The sequence below is a fragment of the Pseudomonas sp. MF09150 genome, assembly GCF_059862355.1.
Genome location: NZ_JCBCUS010000001.1, coordinates 158,199 through 179,250 on the forward strand (window position 1 = coordinate 158,199; position 21,052 = coordinate 179,250).

The 21,052-nt window shown below is 59.9% G+C and carries 17 protein-coding genes and 2 pseudogenes; 6 read left to right on the forward strand and 13 right to left on the reverse strand.

Annotation, left to right across the window (positions count from 1 at the left end):
- Window positions 1-9 precede the first annotated feature (9 nt).
- Entirely contained in the window at window positions 10-1,407 is a 1,398-nt protein-coding gene (locus AC19YX_RS00660) for an aspartate aminotransferase family protein (RefSeq protein WP_500605405.1), read from the forward strand.
- Window positions 1,404-2,168 (forward strand): SDR family oxidoreductase, encoded by a 765-nt coding sequence (locus tag AC19YX_RS00665; RefSeq protein ID WP_201130925.1) that lies wholly within the window; start codon window positions 1,404-1,406, stop codon window positions 2,166-2,168. Before AC19YX_RS00660 ends, AC19YX_RS00665 begins: the two co-directional genes overlap by 4 nt.
- A 165-nt stretch (window positions 2,169-2,333) precedes the next feature.
- On the opposite strand, the gene AC19YX_RS00670 is transcribed toward AC19YX_RS00665, so the two are convergent.
- The 4 genes from AC19YX_RS00670 to AC19YX_RS00685 all read right to left on the reverse strand — a co-directional run bounded on the left by AC19YX_RS00670 (window position 2,334) and on the right by AC19YX_RS00685 (window position 6,138).
- Window positions 2,334-3,419 carry a polyamine ABC transporter substrate-binding protein gene (locus tag AC19YX_RS00670; RefSeq protein WP_500606123.1) on the reverse strand — a complete coding sequence of 362 codons (1,086 nt, stop codon included), beginning with the start codon at window positions 3,417-3,419 and terminating at the stop codon, window positions 2,334-2,336.
- 73 nt (window positions 3,420-3,492) lie between these two features.
- Window positions 3,493-3,834, reverse strand: a complete 342-nt coding sequence (locus AC19YX_RS00675; protein WP_078473442.1) for a cupin domain-containing protein — start codon at window positions 3,832-3,834, stop codon at window positions 3,493-3,495.
- Between the two features lie 30 nt (window positions 3,835-3,864).
- The gene (locus AC19YX_RS00680; protein ID WP_500605406.1) at window positions 3,865-5,271 is read right to left on the reverse strand and encodes an NAD(P)/FAD-dependent oxidoreductase; all 1,407 of its coding nucleotides are present in this window, start codon (window positions 5,269-5,271) and stop codon (window positions 3,865-3,867) included.
- Between the two features lie 51 nt (window positions 5,272-5,322).
- Complete coding sequence (locus AC19YX_RS00685; protein WP_500605407.1) at window positions 5,323-6,138, reverse strand: helix-turn-helix domain-containing protein; 816 nt, start codon at window positions 6,136-6,138, stop codon at window positions 5,323-5,325.
- Window positions 6,139-6,414: 276 nt separating this feature from the next.
- Here AC19YX_RS00685 and AC19YX_RS00690 point away from each other — a divergent pair, with 276 nt between their 5' ends.
- Window positions 6,415-6,684 (forward strand): DUF1652 domain-containing protein, encoded by a 270-nt coding sequence (locus AC19YX_RS00690; protein ID WP_078473444.1) that lies wholly within the window; start codon window positions 6,415-6,417, stop codon window positions 6,682-6,684.
- Window positions 6,685-6,729: 45 nt separating this feature from the next.
- Here AC19YX_RS00690 and AC19YX_RS00695 read toward each other — a convergent pair whose 3' ends face one another.
- Window positions 6,730-9,189, reverse strand: a complete 2,460-nt coding sequence (locus AC19YX_RS00695; RefSeq protein ID WP_500605408.1) for a UvrD-helicase domain-containing protein — start codon at window positions 9,187-9,189, stop codon at window positions 6,730-6,732.
- 264 nt (window positions 9,190-9,453) lie between these two features.
- Between AC19YX_RS00695 and AC19YX_RS00700 the strand changes: the two genes are divergently transcribed.
- Window positions 9,454-10,149 carry a pirin family protein gene (locus AC19YX_RS00700; protein WP_500605409.1) on the forward strand — a complete coding sequence of 232 codons (696 nt, stop codon included), beginning with the start codon at window positions 9,454-9,456 and terminating at the stop codon, window positions 10,147-10,149.
- Window positions 10,150-10,206: 57 nt separating this feature from the next.
- Here the strand turns inward: AC19YX_RS00700 and pgm are convergent, their stop codons facing one another.
- Window positions 10,207-11,853 carry a phosphoglucomutase (alpha-D-glucose-1,6-bisphosphate-dependent) gene (pgm, locus tag AC19YX_RS00705; RefSeq protein WP_500605410.1) on the reverse strand — a complete coding sequence of 549 codons (1,647 nt, stop codon included), beginning with the start codon at window positions 11,851-11,853 and terminating at the stop codon, window positions 10,207-10,209.
- A 238-nt stretch (window positions 11,854-12,091) separates the two neighbouring features.
- Entirely contained in the window at window positions 12,092-13,114 is a 1,023-nt protein-coding gene (locus AC19YX_RS00710) for a zinc-dependent alcohol dehydrogenase family protein (protein ID WP_078473448.1), read from the reverse strand.
- Window positions 13,115-13,381: 267 nt separating this feature from the next.
- On the opposite strand from AC19YX_RS00710, the gene AC19YX_RS00715 reads away from it, so the two are divergent.
- Entirely contained in the window at window positions 13,382-14,296 is a 915-nt protein-coding gene (locus AC19YX_RS00715; protein ID WP_242487507.1) for a LysR family transcriptional regulator, read from the forward strand.
- Window positions 14,297-14,559: 263 nt separating this feature from the next.
- Here AC19YX_RS00715 and AC19YX_RS00720 read toward each other — a convergent pair.
- The 5 genes and pseudogenes from AC19YX_RS00720 to AC19YX_RS00740 form a co-directional block, all read right to left on the reverse strand.
- Window positions 14,560-15,075: pseudogene (locus AC19YX_RS00720) on the reverse strand (methyl-accepting chemotaxis protein); the annotation flags it as partial.
- Window positions 15,076-15,420: 345 nt separating this feature from the next.
- Window positions 15,421-16,503, reverse strand: a pseudogene (locus AC19YX_RS00725) (cache domain-containing protein); the annotation flags it as partial.
- Window positions 16,504-16,941: 438 nt separating this feature from the next.
- Window positions 16,942-17,736 carry an acetoacetate decarboxylase family protein gene (locus AC19YX_RS00730; protein WP_500605411.1) on the reverse strand — a complete coding sequence of 265 codons (795 nt, stop codon included), beginning with the start codon at window positions 17,734-17,736 and terminating at the stop codon, window positions 16,942-16,944.
- Window positions 17,737-17,756: 20 nt separating this feature from the next.
- Complete coding sequence (locus tag AC19YX_RS00735; RefSeq protein WP_500605412.1) at window positions 17,757-18,437, reverse strand: type 1 glutamine amidotransferase domain-containing protein; 681 nt, start codon at window positions 18,435-18,437, stop codon at window positions 17,757-17,759.
- A gap of 38 nt (window positions 18,438-18,475) precedes the next feature.
- Entirely contained in the window at window positions 18,476-18,922 is a 447-nt protein-coding gene (locus AC19YX_RS00740; RefSeq protein WP_500605413.1) for a cupin domain-containing protein, read from the reverse strand.
- A 215-nt stretch (window positions 18,923-19,137) separates the two neighbouring features.
- Here AC19YX_RS00740 and AC19YX_RS00745 point away from each other — a divergent pair, with 215 nt between their 5' ends.
- Window positions 19,138-20,013 (forward strand): NAD(P)-binding domain-containing protein, encoded by an 876-nt coding sequence (locus AC19YX_RS00745; RefSeq protein ID WP_500606124.1) that lies wholly within the window; start codon window positions 19,138-19,140, stop codon window positions 20,011-20,013.
- A gap of 61 nt (window positions 20,014-20,074) precedes the next feature.
- On the opposite strand, the gene AC19YX_RS00750 is transcribed toward AC19YX_RS00745, so the two are convergent.
- Window positions 20,075-21,010, reverse strand: a complete 936-nt coding sequence (locus tag AC19YX_RS00750) for a helix-turn-helix domain-containing protein (protein ID WP_500605414.1) — start codon at window positions 21,008-21,010, stop codon at window positions 20,075-20,077.
- Window positions 21,011-21,052: the final 42 nt, after the last annotated feature.

Consider the following 21,052-nt stretch of genomic DNA (forward strand, 5'->3'; position numbering starts at 1 on the left):
GCGTTACCCATGACCCTCGGCCTTGATCTCGAACGTGTCGCCAGTTGCTACCAAACCGAGCTGCGACAATTCGCCGAACGCCATCCCCGTTCCGGCGAGTACTACCAGGAAAACCTCAAGCATTGGCTGTACGGCGCTCCCCTGCACTGGATGCAGCAATGGCCGGGGCTGTACCCGATCCTGGTCGCCGATGCCCAGGGCGCGACCCTGACCGACTGCGACGGGCACACCTATGTCGACTTCGCCCTGGGCGATACCGGCGCCATGTTTGGTCACAGTCAGCCGGCGGTCGCCAAAGCCATTGGCGATCAGGCGCTCCACGGCTCGACCCTGATGCTGCCCACTGCCGATAGCCTGTGGGTCGGCCAGGAACTGGTGCGCCGCTTCGGCCTGCCGTACTGGCAGGTCACGACATCGGCCACAGACGCCAATCGCTTCGTCCTGCGCCTGTGCCGGATGATCACCGGTCGCGAAAAGGTGCTGGTGTTCAACTGCAATTACCACGGCAGCGTCGACGAGTCCCAGGTGGAGTTCGACAGCGCCGGACAGATGATTCCTCGCGAAGGGGTGCACGCCAACGGAATCAAACATGACACCACCACGCGACTGGTGGAGTTCAATGACCTGGCCGCCCTCGAAGCCGCCCTGGCCCAGGGTGACGTGGCCGCGGTACTGACCGAACCCTTCATGACCAACGTCGGCATGGTGCCGCCGGCCCCTGGCTTTCACGATGGCCTGCGAGCACTGACACGACGCTTCGATGTGCCGCTGATCATCGATGAAACCCACACCATCTCCTGCGGCCCTGGCGGCTACAGCGTCGAACACGGCTTGCAGGCGGACTTCTTTGTGCTCGGCAAATGCATCGCTGGCGGTATTCCCGCTGCGGTATGGGGCTGCAGCCAGGCCATGGCCGAGCGGATTTGGCAGGTGCTGCCGCATTTCCAGCCGGGACAGGCGATCAACCATTTCGGCTTCGGTGGCACCCTGGCCGGCAACGCCCTGCAAATGGCCGCCATGCGCGCGACCTTCAGCGACGTGATGACCGAGGCCAACTATGCCCACATGATCACGCTGGCCGAGCGGCTGCGTGAGGGGGTCCAGCGCATCATCGACACCCATCGCCTGCCCTGGCATGTGACTCGCATCGGCGCGCGGGTCGAATACCTGTTTATGGACCACGCCCCGCGCAATGGCGGCGAAGCCCATCACGCGCGCCATGGGTTGATCGAGGCCTACCTGCACCTGTACCTGCTGAACCGTGGGGTGTTGCTGACGCCCTTCCACAACATGGCCCTGATGTGCCCGGCCACCACCGCGCAGGACGTCGACCTGCACAATCGCTTGCTGGACCAATGCCTGAGCCAGGTCCTTGCCCAGCCCAACCTTCAGGGAGCTGTTTCATGAGCCAGGACCTGACAGGACGTATCGCCCTGGTCACCGGTGCCGGCCAGGGCATTGGCCGGGCGATTGCTCAGGTGTTTGCAGCACAGGGGGCCAAGGTCATGCTGGCGACCCGCTCCCGGGACAGCGGTGAACAAACCCTGCGCCTGATACGCGAGGCCGGGGGCCAGGCCGAGTTGCTGACGGTCGACCTCGGCAGTCGCAGCGCCGCCAATCGGGCGGTAGAGGCCACCCTTGAAACCTTTGGCGGACTGGACCTGCTGCTGCACAACGCCGGCGTGTTTCCGATGCAGAAGCTGATCGACCTGAGCGATGACACCCTGGAGCAGACCCTGGCGGTCAACCTCAAGAGTTGCTTCTGGCTGACCCAGGCCGCCTTGCCAACGCTGCGCCTCGCCCAGCACCCGCGCATCGTCATCACCTCCTCGGTCACCGGCCCACGCACGGCGATTCCCGGGCTGGCCCACTACGCCGCGTCCAAGGCCGGGGTCAACGGTTTTATCCGCAGCGCGGCGCTGGAACTGGCCGAATATGGAATCACGGTCAATGGGGTCGAGCCCGGCCTGATTGCCACCCAGGCCATGGCCAACCTCGGTGACTCTCCGGAGTTGGCCGAGCATATCCCGCTCAAGCGCCTGGGCAGCCCCGAGGACATTGCCTACGCCATGCTGTTTCTGGCGTCGCGCAACGCCGGCTATATCACCGGGCAAACCCTGGTTGTCGATGGTGGTGCGCTGTTGCCGGAGAATGCACAACTGAGCTGAGGCAGTCGCCGTCCGTGGTGCAAGCCCTGGAGTCGTTAGGGCGCTGCCGAGGGCCAGCGCAGCCTGCGGCAGCGGCTACAGAAGGTTGTAGCCGCTGCCGAGCCGCGCGTGGACGCCAGGATCCAAGGGCAGGTTCGGCACTCCTGCTCAACTCGCCCGCCGCCCTCAACTGCCGGTGCGGATCTTGTTCCACAGCCGGGTACGGATCCGGTCGATGTTCAGCGGCATGGCTTCCAGGGCAAACAGTTTGCCCATCATGTCCGGGCTCGGATAAACCTTGGTGTCGTTCTTGATTGCAGGGTCGATCAGGCTGTCTGCCTGCTGGTTACCGTTGGCGTAATGCACGTAGTTGCTGATAGCGGCCATGACGTCAGGGCGCAGCAAGTAGTTCATAAAGGCGTAACCCGCCTTCTCATCCGGAGCATCGGCCGGCATCGCCACCATGTCGAACCAGATGGCTGCGCCCTCCTTGGGAATCGAATAGCCGATTTCCACGCCATTCTTGGCTTCTTTGGCCCGGCTTTCGGCCTGCAGGATGTCGCCGGAGAATCCCACCGCCACGCAGATGTCACCGTTAGCCAGGTCGCTGGTGTATTTGGAGGAGTGGAAGTAGCTGATGTAAGGCCGAACTTTCATCAGCAGTTCCTCGGCTTTTTTGTAATCCGCCGGGTTCTGGCTGTGGTGCGACAACCCAAGGTAGTTCAAGGCTGCTGGGAGCAACTCGGGACCGTTATCGAGGATCGCCACCCCGCACTTCTGCAACTTCTGCATGTTTTCGGGCTTGAAGATCAGGTCCCAGGAGTCCACCGGCGCATTGTCGCCCAGAACCGCCTTGACCTTCGCCATGTTGTAGCCGATGCCGGTGCTGCCCCACAGGTAAGGAAACCCATGCGCATTGCCCGGGTCGTTGGTTTGCAGGGCCTTGAGCAGTACCGGGTTGAGGTTCTTCCAGTTCGGCAACTGATCCTTGTCGAGCTTTTTCAGGGCGCCACCCTGGATCTGCCGGGCCATGAAGTGGTTTGACGGAAACACCACGTCATACCCGGATTTGCCGGTCATCAACTTGCCGTCCAGGGTTTCGTTGCTGTCATAGACGTCGTAGCTGAAACCGATGGCGGTTTCCTTCTGGAAATTCTTCATCGTGTCCGGTGCGATGTAGTCCGACCAGTTGTAGATCTTCACCGTCTCGGCGGCCTGGCCGAGTGCAGCGACAAGCATCAGGGGAGCGAACAGCAGCGAAGCTGGGGTCATCCGGGTCATGGGGCGATTCCTGGGTATGGGCTATTTTTATTGGCAGGCAATCAAGGGATCAGGGATCAAAGGATCAGAAAATCAACACATAGCTCTTGCGCACGGTTTCCTGGATATCCCAGATTCCGGTGCTGTTGGCCGGCAACATCAGGGCATCGCCGGCTTCTATGGTCAGGGTTTCACCGTTGTCTGGAGTAAAGGTGCAGCGGCCTTGAATAAAGTGGCAGAACTCCTGGGCCACGATCTGCCGCCGCCAGCGCCCCGGTGTGCACTCCCAGATGCCGGTCTCGACCCCGTCGTTACGCTCGACGCAGGTCACCGACGTGACGGCGACCGGGCTGCCCAGGGGCACGGCGACCGGGCTCGATTGATCGAGGACAGCCGTGGCGGTGTTCTTGAATTGAGTGATGCTCATGGTTCTACCTATGGGTTGGAAATCGCACAGTCAGTGCATGAAACCTTCCATGAAACCGGCCACGCGACTGGCCAACTTGCGCCGCCACGGTGGGCTGGCCGGGTTGGCCAGGGTCTGGTCTTCATGGACAAAACTGCGAATGATCGCGTTGTAGCCCAGCCAGCGACAGGGTTCAGGCTCCCAGGGGCGCAAGCCATCCACACGACCCTCGGCCATGACCCAGGGCTGGCGCACCAGCGGGCTGTCGCGTTCAAGAATCAGATCGGCCAGGGTGCGGCCGCCGAGGTTGCTGGCTCCAACCCCTTCGCCACCGTAGCCACCGGCCAGGGCAATGCCATGGCGCCGGTCGCAGAGCATATGGGGCTTGAAGTGGCGGGACATGCCCAGGTTGCCGCCCCAGGAGTGGGTGATGCGCACATTCTTCAGCTGTGGGAACAGCTCGCCGAACAGATAGCGGCGCAACCCGACTTCGTTGTCGCTCAAGGTGAAGTCATGCCGCAGCTTGCCGGCAAAGCGGTATCCGCCACGGGCGCCGAACACCAGGCGGTTATCCAGGGTGCGCTGGCCGTAGGTCACCTGACGGCTGCTTTCACTGAACGCTTGCCCGTGCTCCAGGCCGATCTCGTCCCACAGTGCCTGGGACAGCGGCTCGGTGGCCACCAACAGGCTCTGCACCGGCATCTGATAACGGCCCAGGGGCGGCAAGGTCACCGAATAGCCTTCTACCGCCGGTACCGTCCAACGGCTACGCACCTGGGCCTTGGCCGTTTGCAGCCCGCCAGACTGCCAGTGGGTGACCGGGCTGTTTTCGTAGATCTGCACGCCCATGCCTTCAACCACCCGCGCCAGGCCACGTACCAGTTTGGCGGGATGGATGGTCGCGCAATGAGGGGAATAGATAGCGCCGTAGGCATTGGCAATACGCACCTGCTGGCCCAGTTGCTCAGGGCTGAGCCAGTGGTAGTCGGCATCGGTAAGGCCCTGGGCATGCAGCTTGGCCAGGTATTGACGCAGGCTGGTTTCCTGTTCGGGATAGCGCGCCGCGCAGTACAACACCCCGCTCTTGCGGTAATCACAGTCGATGGCTTCACGTTCGATGACGTTTGCCACTTCATCCGGAATGCTGTGGAGCAGATCAAAGGACGCCCGACGCTCTTCGCTCGACAACCCGGCCAGCAACCTGTCCTCCCCCAACAGATTGCCCATCAGCCAGCCACCATTGCGCCCTGAGGCACCAAAGCCGGCGGTCTGGGCCTCGACAATGGCGATGCGCAACTGCGGCGCCTGGCGCTTGAGGTAATAAGCCGTCCACAGCCCGGTGTAACCGGCACCGATGATGGCTACGTCGACATCCAGATCCTGCTCAAGAGACGGCCGCGCCAGCAGCGGCTCGTCGAGCTGGTCCATCCACAAACTGATAGTGCGCCATGCTGGCATGCAACAACTCCGCAACCGAGTTTTCGATAGCGGCGATCCTAGTGGCTGGGGTCAGGCGTTGTCTTGCGCGCGTGCACGCAAAGAAATTTGCTTGGCGTAAGCCTTGGGCGACTGGCCGGTGTGCTGGCGAAAACAGCTGTAGAACGCCGACAGCGAATTGAAGCCGGCGGCAAAGGCCAACTCATCGACACGCAGCGGAGGCGTCGCCTGGTCCAACGCCAGCAGCAGGTGCTGCAAGCGCGCCTGGTTCACATAGCGGTAGAAGCTCTGGCCCAGCACTTGGTTGAGCAGGTAAGAAATCTGATTGCGGCTGTAACCGCACTCCTTCGCCACCCGTTGCAAATCCAGCTCAGGATCCAGATACGGCTGTTGCCGCTCGAAATACTGCTGCAAGTCCTCGGCCATGAAGCTCAGTTGGCGCGGCGACAATCCAAGGCGGCTCGCAGCTGGGCGCATGCTGTGGCGCGCTTTGTCGGGCAGGGTCTCGTGCACCAAAGAGGCGTATTCATTGACGCGCCAGATCAGACCGTCACGCACGGTAATCGCCTCGCTGGCGCGAAATGACACCAGGCCCCGGCCGCCACGCAACGTGACCTGGTACTGGATAAACGCGGTATTGCCATCCACCCGGATGCGATCGCTGTGCTCCAGGGCTTCGTCCGCGTCGCGGGGCATGCTGCTGGCCACGTACTCACGCAATTGATCCAGGCCCAGGGTGCGGTTCTGGAAAAAGTCGTTGTATTGAATATCTGGATGGTAAAGCGCCATCACGCCATCCAGATCCCGGTGCTTCCAGCACAGGTGATAGCGCATCACGGTTTCGGCGGTGGCCTGGGTTTGCTGCGGGCCGTCATCAAAGGCGGACATAGGGCACTCGTCAAAATAAAAACCGAGCTTGCCGAAGTTGGCAGGCGGCTTCAATGGGCAATCCCGGTCGCGCGAATACTGGCATTGTGCCCAAAAATCGCGAGGACATGACCTGCATCAAAATTCTGCAAGGCAATCGCCAAACGACCTGAAAAAAAACCGCGGACTGTCACAAGCGGGTGCTATTTTTACAAGCTCCACAGGAAGGACCATCGACGGTCCCTCCTTACCTACCGCGAGCAAAAGGAAGCGCTCAATGATCCAGGTGGGCATCTCATGAATAGAGTTTCCGTCAGCAAGGTCACCTTTCCCAACGCATGTCAGTTGATGCGCTGGCATTTTCACCCCATGGGTTTCGAGGCCAGCATGGATGCGCCCGGCAGCATGATCGCCCGGCTCTTCGATCGCGTCAGTGGCGAAACCATGATCGCCATAGCCGGCATCCCCTGCGCCACCGTGATGAACGCCACCGACGTCGAGCGAATAATCGAGGCGGTGGAAGATGAACTTGAGTCCTTCACGCCGCCTTTGGCACTCAAGGCCTGACTACCCCACCTTTTGAACCAAAGCCCGCTTATGCAGCGGGCTTTTTCATGCACGCAAATCGTTGAAAAACGCTTTGCCCCGCGCAACCCGATCAGACGCCTTGGGTGCATTGGCAGCCGCAGATTCCTGCCCATCGACGTACCAGTAGCAGTGCTTCACCGCACGGGTGATACCGACATAGGCCAGGCGCAGGATTTCATCCTTCTGTGCGCTGTCGTAGGGCTCGGCGTCGCCGTCCTTGCCCAGGCCGGCCATGCGATAGACCTGATTCTTGTAGGGCGAGCTGGTCAAGTGTTGACAATCACCCAGCAGGAACACGGCATCCGCCTGCAAGCCCTTGGAGCTGTGATAGGTCAGTTGCTTAAGCCTGCGGGCTTCGATCGGCAATCTAGAATCAACATTAACTATTTGATTAATATGCTCTTCAATCAATAACTTATCGCTACTTTTTCGAAAGAGCATCAAGATTGAATCGCCCTTCTGATAGTGCTCGGCCAGGCGCTTGCCCAGACCTGCGTCATCGCGGTCCAGCACCTGCACCGGGCGCAACTCCTGCTCGGCCCCACTGGCCTTGGCTTTTTTCCCGCTGATCGCCGGCGCCGCCCGGACAATGTGTTCAGCGGCGTCGATGATGTGCTGGTGGCTGCGGTAATTCTCGCTGAGCATGACCCGGGTGGTGCTGGGCGATGGGAACTCCTTGTTGAACTCCATGAAGTATTTCGGCGAACTGCCGCGCCAGCCATAGATCGACTGCCAGTCGTCGCCCACACAGAGCAGGGACGACCGCTGGGCGCCGCGCCCTACGTGCATGGCTGGGCCGCGACTACGGATTTCCCGCAGGCAAGCGCGAAGCCAGGAGACGATCTGCGGCGAAACATCCTGGAATTCATCGATCATCAGATGTGACAAAGGGCGCAGGCGCTCATTGCTCAACAGCTTGAGGTTCTCCGGCGAATGCTCGCTGAATAAGGCGAACATGCGGTTGTAGCTCATGATCGGCGGCGACTGGTCCAGCAAATGGTCCTCCAGGGCACGCCAGAACAGGCTGAGCGCTTCGAAGAAATACCGATCCGGGTCATCCTTGGCAAAGCTCATGCGCCCAACCGCATCGCACACATCCAGCCCGAGGTTCTCGATAAAGCCTGCGGCACCGACAAAACAATCCAGTAATGGCGCCGAAGCCAGCTCACCCTTGACCTTGTAGTCGAAACCCGGCCCCGCGCTGGCATCTCCGGCCAATGACGACAGGACGCGCTTCGCTGAATCATAAGAATCAAGCCATATCAAAGGCTTATGACAGAAAGCTTGAAACAGGGTGCGCTTGACCGCCCATTCCGCGCGCACCGTGAGCTTGGCCCCGGGACGGCTGACCTGGGGGTTTTCCCGCGGGTCGAAGCCCAGCACCACCCAAGCATCCAACTCGGCCGCATAACCATGGCAATGGAAGCGCGAGCCGTTGATTTCGATGCTTTGTCGATTGGGTTCGATACCCTTGATCGGCCAAGCGCCGGCTCGAAACCACAGGTCTTCCAGGGTGTCGCACAGCTCTTCGTCGCGCTTGGCGGCCAATTCGGTGACCGCCATGCGCTTTTGCACATCAGGGTGATCGCGCTCCAGCTCCTTGAGCTGCAAGGCATGGCGCAACAGCGGCTTGATCGCCTGGCGAAAGCGCTCATCGCGGCCATGCAAGACGTGGTAGCAGGCATTCAGGTGACGGCGTTGGGCGTCGTTGATGCGCAGGTCGAACGGATTGCTCTCCACCTCCTCATCCGCGCCCGGCCCACGCTCACTGAGATTTTCAAACGCCTGCAGGCGTTCGAACCCCGGCAGGCTGCGCACCATCGGCAGGATTCGCGAGTGAAAGGTGCGCACCACTTCCCGCGCGTCGCGCAAGCCCAGACTAAGGCCCCAGAGGCTGAACACCTGGATCAGTTTCTGGATAAAGTCCTTGCGCGACTCACGGGTAAAGGTCACCACCGTCAAGGAGTCGAGCTCAAAGCCCAGGTAGTGATGCAGCAACAGGATGCGCAGCACCAGGGAAGTCGATTTGCCCGCCCCGGCGCCGGCGATCACGGAAGTGGACGGGGTATCGCTGAAAATCATCTTCCACTGCGCCGTGCTAGGCTGGGCATGGGCCGGCAGCAAGCGGGCGACATCGGCCTTGATGCGCTTCTTCAACTCCGCACTCAGCGGCAGGCGCCAGTCATCGAACAGCAGGTCATCTACGCCAGGAGCACGGTGCTCGGTATTGCGCGTATCGCGGATCAACAGCACCTGACGGCCCTCCTCGATGCCTTCGAGCTTGCCCTCCTTATAGCCATACTCGACGCCTGCGGTATGCCCGCTGCGAAAGCCATCCGCCTGGCCATGCAGCCAGGAAGCCCGATGCTGAGCGCGTAGACGGGTGAGGCCATGTCCGAAAAACCTGGCTGCCAACCGCTTGAACAGCGGCATTTCGGCCAGTGGCAAAAGCTCGGGAGGAAGATCGGGGGTGTGTTGCGGCACGCTGACTCCAGGGTGTGAGGCTGTGTGGGCTATGGTCGCTGCATTTGCCGCTGACTTCTAGCGAAATGCTTACAGGTCATCCACTTAAGCGATGAATTGAAGATTCGACAGCAGCAACAGGCCCGTATAAATATCTAATTTATAGATTGGATTACGGCATTTTTTGCGCTTTTTATCGATGCATGGCTGATAGATGATGCTCGCCATCAACCGGGATTGGCGCTCTATGGCAGCGACCAGGCCGATCCCTTACAGGAGACGATCATGCTTGAACTCAGACCTTTTGCATCCCTGGGCGGCGCCCATCATGGCTGGCTGGATGCTCACCACCACTTTTCGTTTGCCGAATACCACGACCCGGCACGCATGAACTGGGGCAACCTGCGGGTGTGGAACGATGACGTGATCGCCCCTGGCACCGGCTTCCCCCAGCACCCGCACCGCGACATGGAAATCATCACCTATGTGCGCGAAGGCGCCATCACTCACCAGGACAACCTCGGCAATAAAGGCCGGACCGAAGCCGGCGACGTGCAGGTGATGAGTGCTGGCACCGGGATCGCCCACAGCGAGTACAACCTGGAATCGACGCCAACCCGGATCTTTCAGATCTGGATCATTCCCAACCAGGCCGGCGCAGCGCCATCCTGGGGCGCCAAGCCTTTCCCCAAAGGCCAGCGCGAAGGGTTTGTGACCTTGGCCAGCGGCAAGCACGGCGATGACCAGAGCCTGCGGATTCGCGCCGATGCGCGCCTGGTGGCGGCCAACCTCAAGGCTGGCGAATCAGCCGAATATGCACTGGACCCGGGCCGGCGTGCCTACCTGGTGCCCGCTACCGGGGTGATTGAAGTCAACGGCTTGCGTGCACAAGCTCGAGACGGTGTGGCGGTTGCCGAGGAAAGCGTCTTGCGAGTGACGGCGATCGAGGACAGTGAAATCGTGCTGGTGGACCTGGCCTGATAAAACAGAAGCCATAAAAAAGGGCGACCCTGGGGTCGCCCTTTTTTTACCTGCCTGTCAGTTGCCGCTGATAGCGCCATCCACCAGGGTCTGGGCTTCCTGCACCAATTGCTTGAGGTGGTCATCACCGATAAAGCTTTCGGCGTAGATCTTGTAGATGTCCTCGGTGCCCGAAGGTCGCGCGGCGAACCAGCCGTTGGCGGTCATGACCTTGAGCCCGCCGATGGCCTGATCATTACCCGGCGCGTGGCTGAGGATCTGCTCAATTGCTTCACCAGCCAGTTGGGTCGAGGTGACCTGCTGCGGCGAAAGCTTGCTGAGCAAGGCTTTCTGTTGCGGATTGGCCTTGGCATCGACCCGTACCGAAAAAGGTTCGCCCAGCTCATCACACAGGGCACGGTAGGCCTGGCTCGGATCGCGGCCAGTACGGGCGGTCATTTCTGCTGCCAGCAAGGCCGGGATCAATCCGTCCTTGTCAGTACTCCAGACACCGCCGTCCTTGCGCAGGAATGAGGCGCCGGCGCTTTCCTCGCCGCCAAATCCCAACGAGCCATCGAACAGGCCGTCGGCAAACCACTTGAAGCCTACTGGCACTTCATACAAACGGCGGCCCAAGCGCTTGGCAACCCGGTCAATCAGGCCACTGCTGACCACAGTCTTGCCAACGGCGGCATCGGCGCGCCATTGCGGACGATTCTGAAACAGGTAGTCGATGGTGACTGCCAGGTAATTATTCGGCGCCAGCAGGCCACCGCTCGGGGTGACGATGCCGTGGCGGTCGTGGTCAGGGTCGCAGGCGAAGGCCACATCGAAGCGATCCTTCAGGCCGATCAGCCCCTGCATTGCGTAGCTGGAGGACGGGTCCATGCGGATCTGCCCGTCCCAGTCCACCGACATAAAGCGGAAAGTCGGGTCGACCTGCTTGTTCACCACGTCCAGGTCCAGGCGATAGTGCTCGGCGATTGCCGACCAGTAGCGCACCCCTGCTCCACCCAGTGGATCGACGCCCAGATGCAGCTTGGCGCCACGGATGGCATCCATGTCGATCACATTGATCAAGTCGGCGACATAGGTGTTGAGGTAATCGTGACGGTGGGTGGTATCGGCTTTCAGCGCCTGCTCGTAGCTGATGCGCTTGACCCCGGCGAGCTTGGCCGCGAGCAATTCGTTGGCCTTGGCTTCGATCCACTTGGTGATATGGGTATCGGCCGGACCACCGTTGGTGGGGTTGTACTTGTAACCGCCGCTTTGTGGCGGGTTGTGCGATGGGGTGATGACGATGCCGTCCGCCAGGCCCGAAGTGCGGCCGCGGTTGTAGCACAGGATGGCGTGGGAAACGGCCGGAGTGGGTGTGTACTCATCCCCGGCGGCAATCATGACCGTCACACCGTTGGCGGCAAGCACTTCCAGGGCACTGGCGCCGGCAGGCGTGGACAGCGCATGGGTGTCGATGCCGACAAACAGCGGGCCATCGATACCCTGGGATTCGCGATACAGGCAGATGGCCTGACTGATGGCCAGTACATGCCATTCGTTGAAACTCAGATCGAACGAGCTGCCACGGTGCCCCGAAGTACCAAAGGCAACACGCTGGGTAGAAACCGAAGCATCGGGCTGGCCGGTGTAATAGGCCGTTACCAGTCGCGGGATATCGACCAACAATTCAGCTGGTGCCGGGTTGCCCGCAAAAGGACTGAGTGTCATGCAAAACCTCTGGAAAAGGATGATTCGGGAGTGGAACGCAGTTTACTGGCAGTTTGACCATCGCGCGACGGGATCTATCCCATGGCATGAGCGGAACTTGCAGAATTTGCACAACGAACACGCAGGCGCCGCCCGGGACGGGCTGGAGTGATCGGGAGGGAAGATGAAAGACCGGCGCTTGAGGCACCGGTGCGATAAAAAACGCCAGGGTTCGTGGTGGCGAACCCTGGCGTGGGGATCAGGCCGATTCGACCTGCAGCGCAACCCGCTCGCGGCATGGACACTCATCCATGTAACGGTGCGCCTCGACAAACTCATTGAACGGGAACACCCGGGTCTTCAGCGGCAGCAGCACTCGGTCCGCGGTCAACTGGTTGATGTCACGCAAGGCTCGCTGCAGTGCCACCTGGTCCTGGACGATACCCAGCTCCGGCTTGCCGGTGAAGTTGCCGATGCAGTGCACAAAGAACTGGATGTTCTTCTGGAACGCCGCGCAGGCCGGGAATGGCGTCTGGTTACCGCCCTGCAGGCCATACAGGACCAGGCTGCCACGCGGCGCCAGGACATCGCCCAGCAGTGACATCTGCGGGCCACCCAAGCCATCGAACACCACGTCCACGCCACGGCCGTCAGTGAACTTGTTGATCTGCATCAGCAGGTCCTGTTCCTCGGTGACGATCACTTTCTCGGCACCCAGGGACAGCAGATACTCGCGCTCTTCCGCGGTCTTGGTCGCGGCAATCACCCGCACCCCAAGGGCTTTGCCCAGCTGGACAAAGGATGGGCCGGCGCAATGGCTGGCATCGGTAACCAGGGCGAACTGCCCGGGTTTGACTCGGGCCAGATCGGCGTAGGCGAAATAGGCAATCAGCAGCGGCGTGTAATGCACGCTGGCCTCGATCGGGCTGAGAATGTCCGGATAACGGGTCAGGGCCGAGCGCGGCAATACGATCTGCTCGCCGTATACCGGGTAATCATTGGGGCTTTCGGCAGGGAAACTGGCGACTTTGTCACCCACTGCCAGGTCGTCGACGCCATCACCGACTGCGGTGACCACACCGGCCATCTCATGCCCTAGGCCTGAAGGCAGGCGAGCATGGGACGAGGCCAGGTTCTGGCGCCAGAGAATGTCATACCAACTGATGCCAATCGCCTCGACGCGCACCTGCACTTCGCCTGGCGCAGGCAAAGCGGCCGCATGCTCTTCGCATTTGAGCACCTCGGCCGAGCCAAACTTGTGAAAACGGATCGTGCGGGACATCGCAAACCTCGTCAAAGTAACCTCTAATGCCCTGAACTTTATCTGGGCTTTTACAGCAAGACCATCAGTGGCTATTAATAGTCGACATGCCTGTCATTGATTCCGCAGCTCCGGCAACCCTTATAAACCGCGTGCCAGAGCGAACTTGCCTGGCAGGAAACTGAATTAGCCGGTGCAGAGTAGCAGCCTTTCCCCGTAAGATTCACGCCGGCCATTGTTCTTATATGGCCGCTCTCGTCAAGTTTACTGACTCTGCCAGGACTCCAGATGAATCGTAATGACCTGCGTCGTGTCGACCTGAACCTGTTGATCGTGTTCGAAACATTGATGCATGAACGCAGTGTGACCCGTGCCGCCGAGAAATTGTTCCTCGGCCAGCCCGCCATCAGCGCGGCGTTGTCGCGCCTGCGCAGTCTGTTCGACGACCCCCTGTTTGTACGCACCGGCCGCAGCATGGAGCCTTCGGCGCGGGCGGTGGAAATCTTCGCCCTGCTCTCGCCGGCCCTGGATTCGATTTCGACCGCGGTCAGCCGCGCCGCCGAATTCGACCCGGCCACCAGCACCGCCGTGTTTCGCATCGGTCTGTCGGACGATGTCGAGTTCGCGCTGCTGCCCATGCTGCTCAAGCGCCTGCGCGCCGAAGCTCCCGGAATCGTGCTGGTGGTACGCCGCGCCAACTACCTGCTGATGCCGGCGTTGCTGGCCTCGGGCGAAATCTCGATTGGCGTCAGCTACACCACCGACCTGCCGGCCAACGCCAAGCGCAAGGTATTGCGCCGCAGCCTGCCCAAATTGCTGCGCGCCGACACCGTACCCGGCGCCTTGAGCCTGGATGACTTCTGCGCCCGCCCCCATGCCCTGGTCTCGTTCGCCGGCGATCTCAGCGGTTTTATCGATGAAGAGTTGGAAAAACTCGGACGCAAGCGCCATGTGGTGCTGGCCGTACCGCAGTTCAACGGCTTGAGCACCCTGCTGGCGGGCACCGATATCCTGGCCACTGTTCCGGATTACACCGCCGAAGCCCTGACCGCCGCTGGCGGCGTGCGCGCCGAAGACCCACCGCTGCCGGTACGCGACTTCGAACTGCACATGGCCTGGCGCGGCTCCCAGGACAACGACCCGGGAGAGCGTTGGTTGCGGTCGCGGATTCAGATGTTTTTCGGCGACCCTGAGAGTCTTTAGACGTAGTCTGGCAGGCTGTTCGGCTGATCATTTCTGCCTTTCCACAAACCATGAAGCTCCATCCACTTCCAGTGGATTGCCACACCCGGAGGCAAATCTGAGGACACGCGTTGGATGGTTTGCAAAGAATGCCCCCCCAGCCTAAGGCCAAGCGGGCTAATGATGAGGATGGCTCCGAGGCCTGAGGCTTTCAGCGATAAAAACTGCGTATATCGGCCGAGTGAAAGCGGTGAGTGCTCACCGTTTTCATTCGGGTTGGGATCCTAATATTTGAAACGACCCACCAGGCCTTTGAGCTGACCAGAAATTTCTATCAATCGACCCGAGCCAGTCTGTGAGGACTGGGCAAAGCCTTCGACCAGTTGGGCGTCGGCATGGATCTGCGCGATGTGCCGATTGATCTCTTCGGCCACCTGGTGCTGCTCCTCGGCGGCGGTGGCGATCTGGGTATTCTGGTCGCGGATCGAGTCCACCGAGCCACGGATTTTGTCGAAGCTGTCACGTGCCTGCTGGATGCGTTCCACGCTGGTGTGGGACACCTGCAGGCTGCCTTGCATCTGCTGCGTGACTTCCTGGGTGCGGCGGGAGAGATTGCCCAGCAAGCTGTCGATCTCGCCGGTGGAGTCGGCTGTCCGACGGGCCAGGGCGCGGACTTCGTCGGCGACCACGGCGAAGCCTCGGCCTTGGTCTCCGGCGCGCGCCGCTTCAATTGCTGCGTTGAGCGCCAGCAGGTTGGTCTGCTCGGCAATCGAGCGGATGGTGTCGAGAATGGTGTTGATGTTCTGGCTGTCCTGCTCCAGCAACTGCATGGTCTGGGTCGACTTTTGCAGGTCTTCGCTGAGCTTGAGCACGCTGCCGGTGGCTTCGCCGATGTGCTGCTGGCCGTCATGTACGTCGCGGTAGCCTTCGTCGGCACTCGACGCGGCGGCACTGCACGAACGCGCGACTTCGTTGGCAGTAGCGACCATTTCGTTGAACGCAGTGCTCACCAGCTCCACGGCTTCACGCTGGCGACCTGCGGCCTGGTTCATGTTGTTGGCCACTTCGCTGGTGTCGGCGGCGGCGGTCTGCAGGTCAGATGAGGCGTTGCCGATGCGCTGCACCAATTGCGCGATCATGCCCAGGAACTGGTTGAACCAGCCCGCCAGGCTGGCGGTTTCGTCCTTGCCCTGCACCTTGAGTTGGCGCGTCAGGTCGCCTTCTCCTTCGGCGATTTCTTGCAGGCCGTCGGCCACGCCGCGAATCGGACGCACGATGACGCTGGCAAAACTGGCGCCAACTATCGCGAACACCAACGCCAAGGCCGCCGCAATAGCGGCGATCAACCAGGTCAGGCGGGTGGCGTCGGCCAGCACTTCATCACGCTTGATCAGGCCGATAAAGCGCCAGCCCAGGTCTTTGGAGCTGACCACGTTGGCCATGTAGGGCACGCCATCAATCTCGATCTGAGTCACGCCGTCGCCTCGCTTGGCGAGCTCGGCGTAGTTGGGGCCCAGGTCGGCCAGGGGTTTGAAGTTGTGCTTGGCGTCGCTGGGGTCTACCAGCACGTTGCCGTTGGCTTCCACCAGCATCAGGTAACCGCTGTCGCCCAGCTTGATGTTGCGCACCAGTTCGGTGAGCTGTTTGAGCGACACGTCCAGGCCAACCACTCCCAGGATATTCCCGGCGGCGTCGGCGACAGTGTGCACGGTGCCGATCAGCGTCACATCGTCCGGCGCCCAATAGTAGGCACCGGTGCGCACGGTGGCGCCTGGCGCGGCGATGGCCGCTTTGTACCAGGGACGTACGCGTGGGTCGTAGTTGTTCAGTTTGGTGTCGTCCGGCCAGCTGGCGTAGCCGCCATCGCTCAGCCCCAGGGACAGGTAAGCGGTACTCGGATGGCTTTTGGCGAACTGGTCGAATATCGCCAGCAGCTCTTTGTTGGTCTGAGTGAGCGGAATTTGCGCTGCTTCGGCGCCAGCGTAGCTCTTGAGATCTTTGGCCGCGACAACGCGCGGGTCCTTGGCTACGTAGTCGACGTTTTGGCTGATGCCGTCAAAAAACTGCTTCATGCCATTGTCGATCTGGCGGATCTCGCGACCGCTGCTGTCGAGGAAATTGGCCAGGGCCCCTTCTCGCAGATTCAGCACTACCAAAATGGCGACCAGGATGACCGGGACACACGCGATAGCCGCGAACGCCCAGGTCAGCTTCTGCTTGATATTCATGACTTCACCTGCGGGTATTTATAGTTTTGGCAAGGGGAAACGCTAGAGCCGAACGTCGCATGTGTTGTTATGAGGAGATAGAGCCCATGCGTACTCTGAATTATCGACCGCGACGGTGCGCACTTTAGAACGATACTCAAAGCTTTTGCGCGGCAAACATCCAGGCGGAAAGCAATGTTGGCTAATGCGTAACCTCTTCACTGACTGGGTTTTACGAGAAACTCCTTGAGCCGAGGTTAAGAAAAAGAGGTATCAGGGTTGTTCTAGAGCCCAGTCAAAAGTGTTCTTGGGCGATCCAGAGAGTTATTAAAAAAACCTCAACAGGCCGGTCAAAAAATACGCATAAAAAAGGCGCCTTCTCAGGCGCCAAAGGGCTACCGCTCAATTTCATGACCTACCAAGCACCTGCATGCTCCCGTGAAAACCAGCCCAGTCCGCCTACCCGACCGTTTTTTGGAAGCGCGCAGGCTTGCGAAACAGTCGGAAGTCATCGAATTTCTGCCCGTAGACAAACGGCAGGTAAGCCTCTGCATCCGGCAGTACATCCAGCCGTGGGACCGTCCAGCTCGACTCACCTTCCGTGTAATAAGCCGCTCCAACCGACACCACGGGAATGGTGTGCAGGGGGTCGAGGGCCGTACCACTGAGCTTCAGGGTTCCAGCTCCGATACGTTTTACCCGCAGGTTTTCCTGATTCTTCATGCAGTTCAAAATCGGGTCGTGCTGCAGGCCGTAACCCGAAGAGTGAGGCACCGCCTTGATTTCGAAGTCGTAGCCCTCAGAACTTGAAGGCCCGATGTTGTCGCCAAACTCGGCTTCGATCTCGATCAAGCGTGCACCGTTACGCTCACAAAAGCCGTAGGCCTCATGGCCGTCGAGATAGACCTGGGCAATACCGGTTTTCTTCGCCTCCCCCCACATTTCCCGACCGATCGTGACCGGCATGTCGCCGCTGACAATCAACACCAGCATGGTTGTGCCCTCAAGCTCTTGATATCGGCACTTGAGAGAAATGATGCCGCAGTCAAACTCACCACAAAGCTCGCTCTGCCAACGAGAGACGCTGGCGATGGCGGTAGGTGTTTCGGGCAGCTCAAAACATGGCGGCAGCACCGAGCGCAGGAATTCGAACGTTGTTTCGAACTCAATCGACAACGCCTCAATGGTGCAGCGCCCCTCGGACAGAATGCGTTGAATTTCCTCAAGCTCTTCTTTGGTTTTTACAAAACTCATGGCCGTCGATCTCCCTGGATTCAAGCGTTCAATTGTTCGATAACAGCTTCGGCTACACCTTGTGAGGACGCTGGATTTTGACCGGTGATCAACGCGCCGCTGACTACCACGTGACGTTCCCAATCAAGGGTCTTGGAATACACCGCGCCCAGCGCCTTCAACTCGGCCTCGACGAGGTAGGGAACAGCCTTTTCCAGGCCTACTGCGGCCTCTTCACTGTCGCTGAAGGCCGTGACCTGCACACCTTCGACCCAGGGTCGACCGTCACGCTTGCGTGCATCCAGCAGCGCGCAACCTGCATGGCAAATGGTTGCAACAGGCTTACCTTGGGCAAGGAGTGACTCGATAAGCGCGATGGAATCGGGCTGGTTACGCAGGTCCCACAGCGGGCCGTGCCCGCCGGGATAAATCAGGGCGCTGACCTGCGAATCGACGATAGCCGACAGTTCGAGGGTCGAACCCAGGCGTTCCTTGAGGGCTGCATCTGCCCCAAAGCGTTTGTAAAGTGGATGATCCTTGAAGGCGTCAATCGACAGCGGGTCAATGGGCACACGGCCGCCTTTGGGCGAAGCGAGTCGTACCGGGTAACCCGCGTCTATTAAGGTGTAGTACGGCACGAGAAACTCTTCGAGCCACAGACCGGTGTCGCGGCCGGTATCGCCAAAGGCATCATGCGAAGTCAAAACGAACAAAATACTCATCAAGCGCACTCCACAACGTATTCATTGAAGGCCGGGAATCAGGCAGCGGTTTGCTGTTCCCAGAGGGCCTGAGCGCTGGACCAGGTTTGGTTGACGTCCTGGCCGTCGGCTGTTTTCCAGGTGATGGGGCCGACCATTTGCAGAATGAATGTGGTGTCGGCGAGCATTTTGGTTTCATCGTGTTCAGCGCCTGTCGCCTCATACAGGAACCCATGCTGGACACAGAGCGCCCCCCCCTTCTCCGGCCCGCCCCGCAACTCGAGAATGCCCTCGAACACGTAGCCTTCCGCGGGCCCATGGTGAATATGCGGCAACAGAATCGAGCCGTTGGGGCAGTAAAACATGACGGTCCAAATACCTAACTCAGGCGACACGTGCAGCAGTTTCCACTTCACACCACCGGTATGAAATTGCTCGGGAAACGCCTGCCACTTGACTTGGTCAACCTGCACATAAGCGTCTTGTGGTTTCTGGATAAGGTTCATTTCAGGCCTCACGGTTTGTGGCTATCGGTGGCCACACGCTACAGGCGGAGCTCGGTTGGCCCTATCCAGAATCGGCAACGCACGCGCCAGGCGACGTACCGAAACAAACAAAAATGAAGTTGCCGAAAATGGCTATCGACTTGGGAGTTCAGCCCTTAGCGTTCGGGGTGTAGATAACCCGGCGAGTGCGTCTCGCCCCTTCGAGGAATAAGAAGATGGCTAAAACAATATCGGTTATAGGCACCGGCCTGATGGGCTCTGGATTGGCCAGCACGCTGCTTGCGGCAGGCCGTAAGGTCACGGTGTGGGACGGTCGCCCGCAGGCCGCCCAGCGCCTGGTGGTAAAGGGCGCCACTCTCGCCCCCTCGTTTGTAGACGCCGTTCATGCAAGTGAGTTGACCATCATGATTATCAGCAGTGCGGCGGGCGGTGCGTCACTGATTGAAAGCCACAGCGAGAAGCTGGACTTGAGGGGGCGCTTTGTTGCCAATCTCAGCACCTCCATGCCCGAAGACGGACCACGCTTTAGCGCCGTGGTTGAGCGTCGCGGCGGGACCTTTATCAATGCCGCCATTTCCTCCTACCCTGACCTGATTGGCGGGCCTTACACGGCGATCCAATACGCCTGCGCGCCGTCAGTCTGGGACGAAATTGCGCAAACCGTCACCCCGATGGCGCCTCAGGGCACCATTTACACAGGTGAAGACCTCTCGGTACCGCCCATCGTCGATGCTGCCATGACCGGCAGTTTTTACGCAGTAGGCCTGGCGGGATTCCTGGAAGCCGCGGCCTATGCCAAGACCCAAGGCGTGAGTGCCGGCCAATTGGCGGAGTTCGCGGACAAGATGCTCGACCTGCTGCGCTATAAGGTGCAAAAAAGCATCAAGGAAATCGAGGCCAACGATTTCAGTACCATCCAGGCAACAGTCGACGTGTACCTGGACGCCGTCTTGCAATGGCGCGACGCACTCAAGGCCAGCGGTCTGCGCGCCAGCCATATTTCAGCGCTCGCCGACGATCTGAAAACAGCGCAGGACGCAGGCCATGGCGCCTTGGGCTTCAACTCCCAATACCTGGTAGCCGGCGCATAGGCCTCGGCGCAGCTAAACAAAAGCCGGCTCCAACAGAGCCGGCTTTTTCATGTCCACCGGTTTAATGATGGCGTTGATGTGCGCCCAAACGGCTGACCGTCTCGGAAGGCAGCTCGCCGAAAAAATCCTGGTAGTACTTTGAGAAACGCCCCAGATGGCTGAAGCCCGAATCCATGGCCGCGCCCTGGATCGTGTCCTTGGGTGAGGACATCAGCAGCTTGCGGGCCGTGTTCAAGCGCACCGACCTCAAGTAGTTCAGCGGTGTCATGCCCAGGATGTCTTCGAAACTGTATTGCAGCGTACGGCGGCTGATCCGTAGATGGCTGCAGAGATCCAGCACACCGATATCCTCATCCTGAATATGTTGCGCGAAGAACTCACAACTCCTTTCGACGATGTACGCCCTGGTCGACGGTGGAATCACCAGATGGCTGGACCACTCGTAATCAAGAATTTCCTGCACGCAGTCAAACACCTTTCCCAGGCTGCTGCTGAAAGGTGTCAACCCGATGCCGGCCTGGGCACCACCGAGGTGAGACTTGAGGTTCGACTCAAAATCGACTTGGGTCTCTCTGGTGGGCTGAATGAATCGTTCGAAAGGCTTGGACTCGCTGTTCAAGAACGTTTCAGTGTTGAAACTCTCAAAAAAAGCCGCTTTGCTGACAGTCAACATCAGCGCTTCGATGGGAGCTTTGGCGACTGCATGGAAAGAGCGTCCCGACGAAATATGGAAAGTGTTCGCATTGACATATCGGCCGTTGAGCAAGACATCTTCGTCCGAGCGCACGTTGACAATGACGATTGAATCCAACGGAACATGACAGATCTGCTCGACGCAGGGGCTGTCCATGGTCTCGCGCGTAATCAGCATCTTCCCTGCAATGGAGTGGCTGGCGATGGCACCATGAAAATGTGCCTTTTTCTCCAACTGATGGTAACGGTTGTCATCCCATTCGCTCAGGCATCCCGCGTGCTCGAACGCGTCGTGGCTTTCCATGAATCGAAACTGGGCAGTGTGTGGGGAGGTGAGTGTAGCCAT

What these genes read in the sequence shown, in the direction of transcription:
- AC19YX_RS00660 (WP_500605405.1), top strand. Translation starts at nt 10, where the DNA reads ATGACCCTCGGCCTTGATCTCGAACGTGTCGCCAGTTGCTACCAAACC.
- AC19YX_RS00665 (WP_201130925.1), top strand. Translation starts at nt 1,404, where the DNA reads ATGAGCCAGGACCTGACAGGACGTATCGCCCTGGTCACCGGTGCCGGC.
- AC19YX_RS00670 (WP_500606123.1), bottom strand. Translation starts at nt 3,419, where the DNA reads ATGACCCCAGCTTCGCTGCTGTTCGCTCCCCTGATGCTTGTCGCTGCA.
- AC19YX_RS00675 (WP_078473442.1), bottom strand. Translation starts at nt 3,834, where the DNA reads ATGAGCATCACTCAATTCAAGAACACCGCCACGGCTGTCCTCGATCAA.
- AC19YX_RS00680 (WP_500605406.1), bottom strand. Translation starts at nt 5,271, where the DNA reads ATGCCAGCATGGCGCACTATCAGTTTGTGGATGGACCAGCTCGACGAG.
- AC19YX_RS00685 (WP_500605407.1), bottom strand. Translation starts at nt 6,138, where the DNA reads ATGTCCGCCTTTGATGACGGCCCGCAGCAAACCCAGGCCACCGCCGAA.
- AC19YX_RS00690 (WP_078473444.1), top strand. Translation starts at nt 6,415, where the DNA reads ATGAATAGAGTTTCCGTCAGCAAGGTCACCTTTCCCAACGCATGTCAG.
- AC19YX_RS00700 (WP_500605409.1), top strand. Translation starts at nt 9,454, where the DNA reads ATGCTTGAACTCAGACCTTTTGCATCCCTGGGCGGCGCCCATCATGGC.
- pgm (WP_500605410.1), bottom strand. Translation starts at nt 11,853, where the DNA reads ATGACACTCAGTCCTTTTGCGGGCAACCCGGCACCAGCTGAATTGTTG.
- AC19YX_RS00710 (WP_078473448.1), bottom strand. Translation starts at nt 13,114, where the DNA reads ATGTCCCGCACGATCCGTTTTCACAAGTTTGGCTCGGCCGAGGTGCTC.
- AC19YX_RS00715 (WP_242487507.1), top strand. Translation starts at nt 13,382, where the DNA reads ATGAATCGTAATGACCTGCGTCGTGTCGACCTGAACCTGTTGATCGTG.
- AC19YX_RS00730 (WP_500605411.1), bottom strand. Translation starts at nt 17,736, where the DNA reads ATGAGTTTTGTAAAAACCAAAGAAGAGCTTGAGGAAATTCAACGCATT.
- AC19YX_RS00735 (WP_500605412.1), bottom strand. Translation starts at nt 18,437, where the DNA reads ATGAGTATTTTGTTCGTTTTGACTTCGCATGATGCCTTTGGCGATACC.
- AC19YX_RS00740 (WP_500605413.1), bottom strand. Translation starts at nt 18,922, where the DNA reads ATGAACCTTATCCAGAAACCACAAGACGCTTATGTGCAGGTTGACCAA.
- AC19YX_RS00745 (WP_500606124.1), top strand. Translation starts at nt 19,138, where the DNA reads ATGGCTAAAACAATATCGGTTATAGGCACCGGCCTGATGGGCTCTGGA.
- AC19YX_RS00750 (WP_500605414.1), bottom strand. Translation starts at nt 21,010, where the DNA reads ATGGAAAGCCACGACGCGTTCGAGCACGCGGGATGCCTGAGCGAATGG.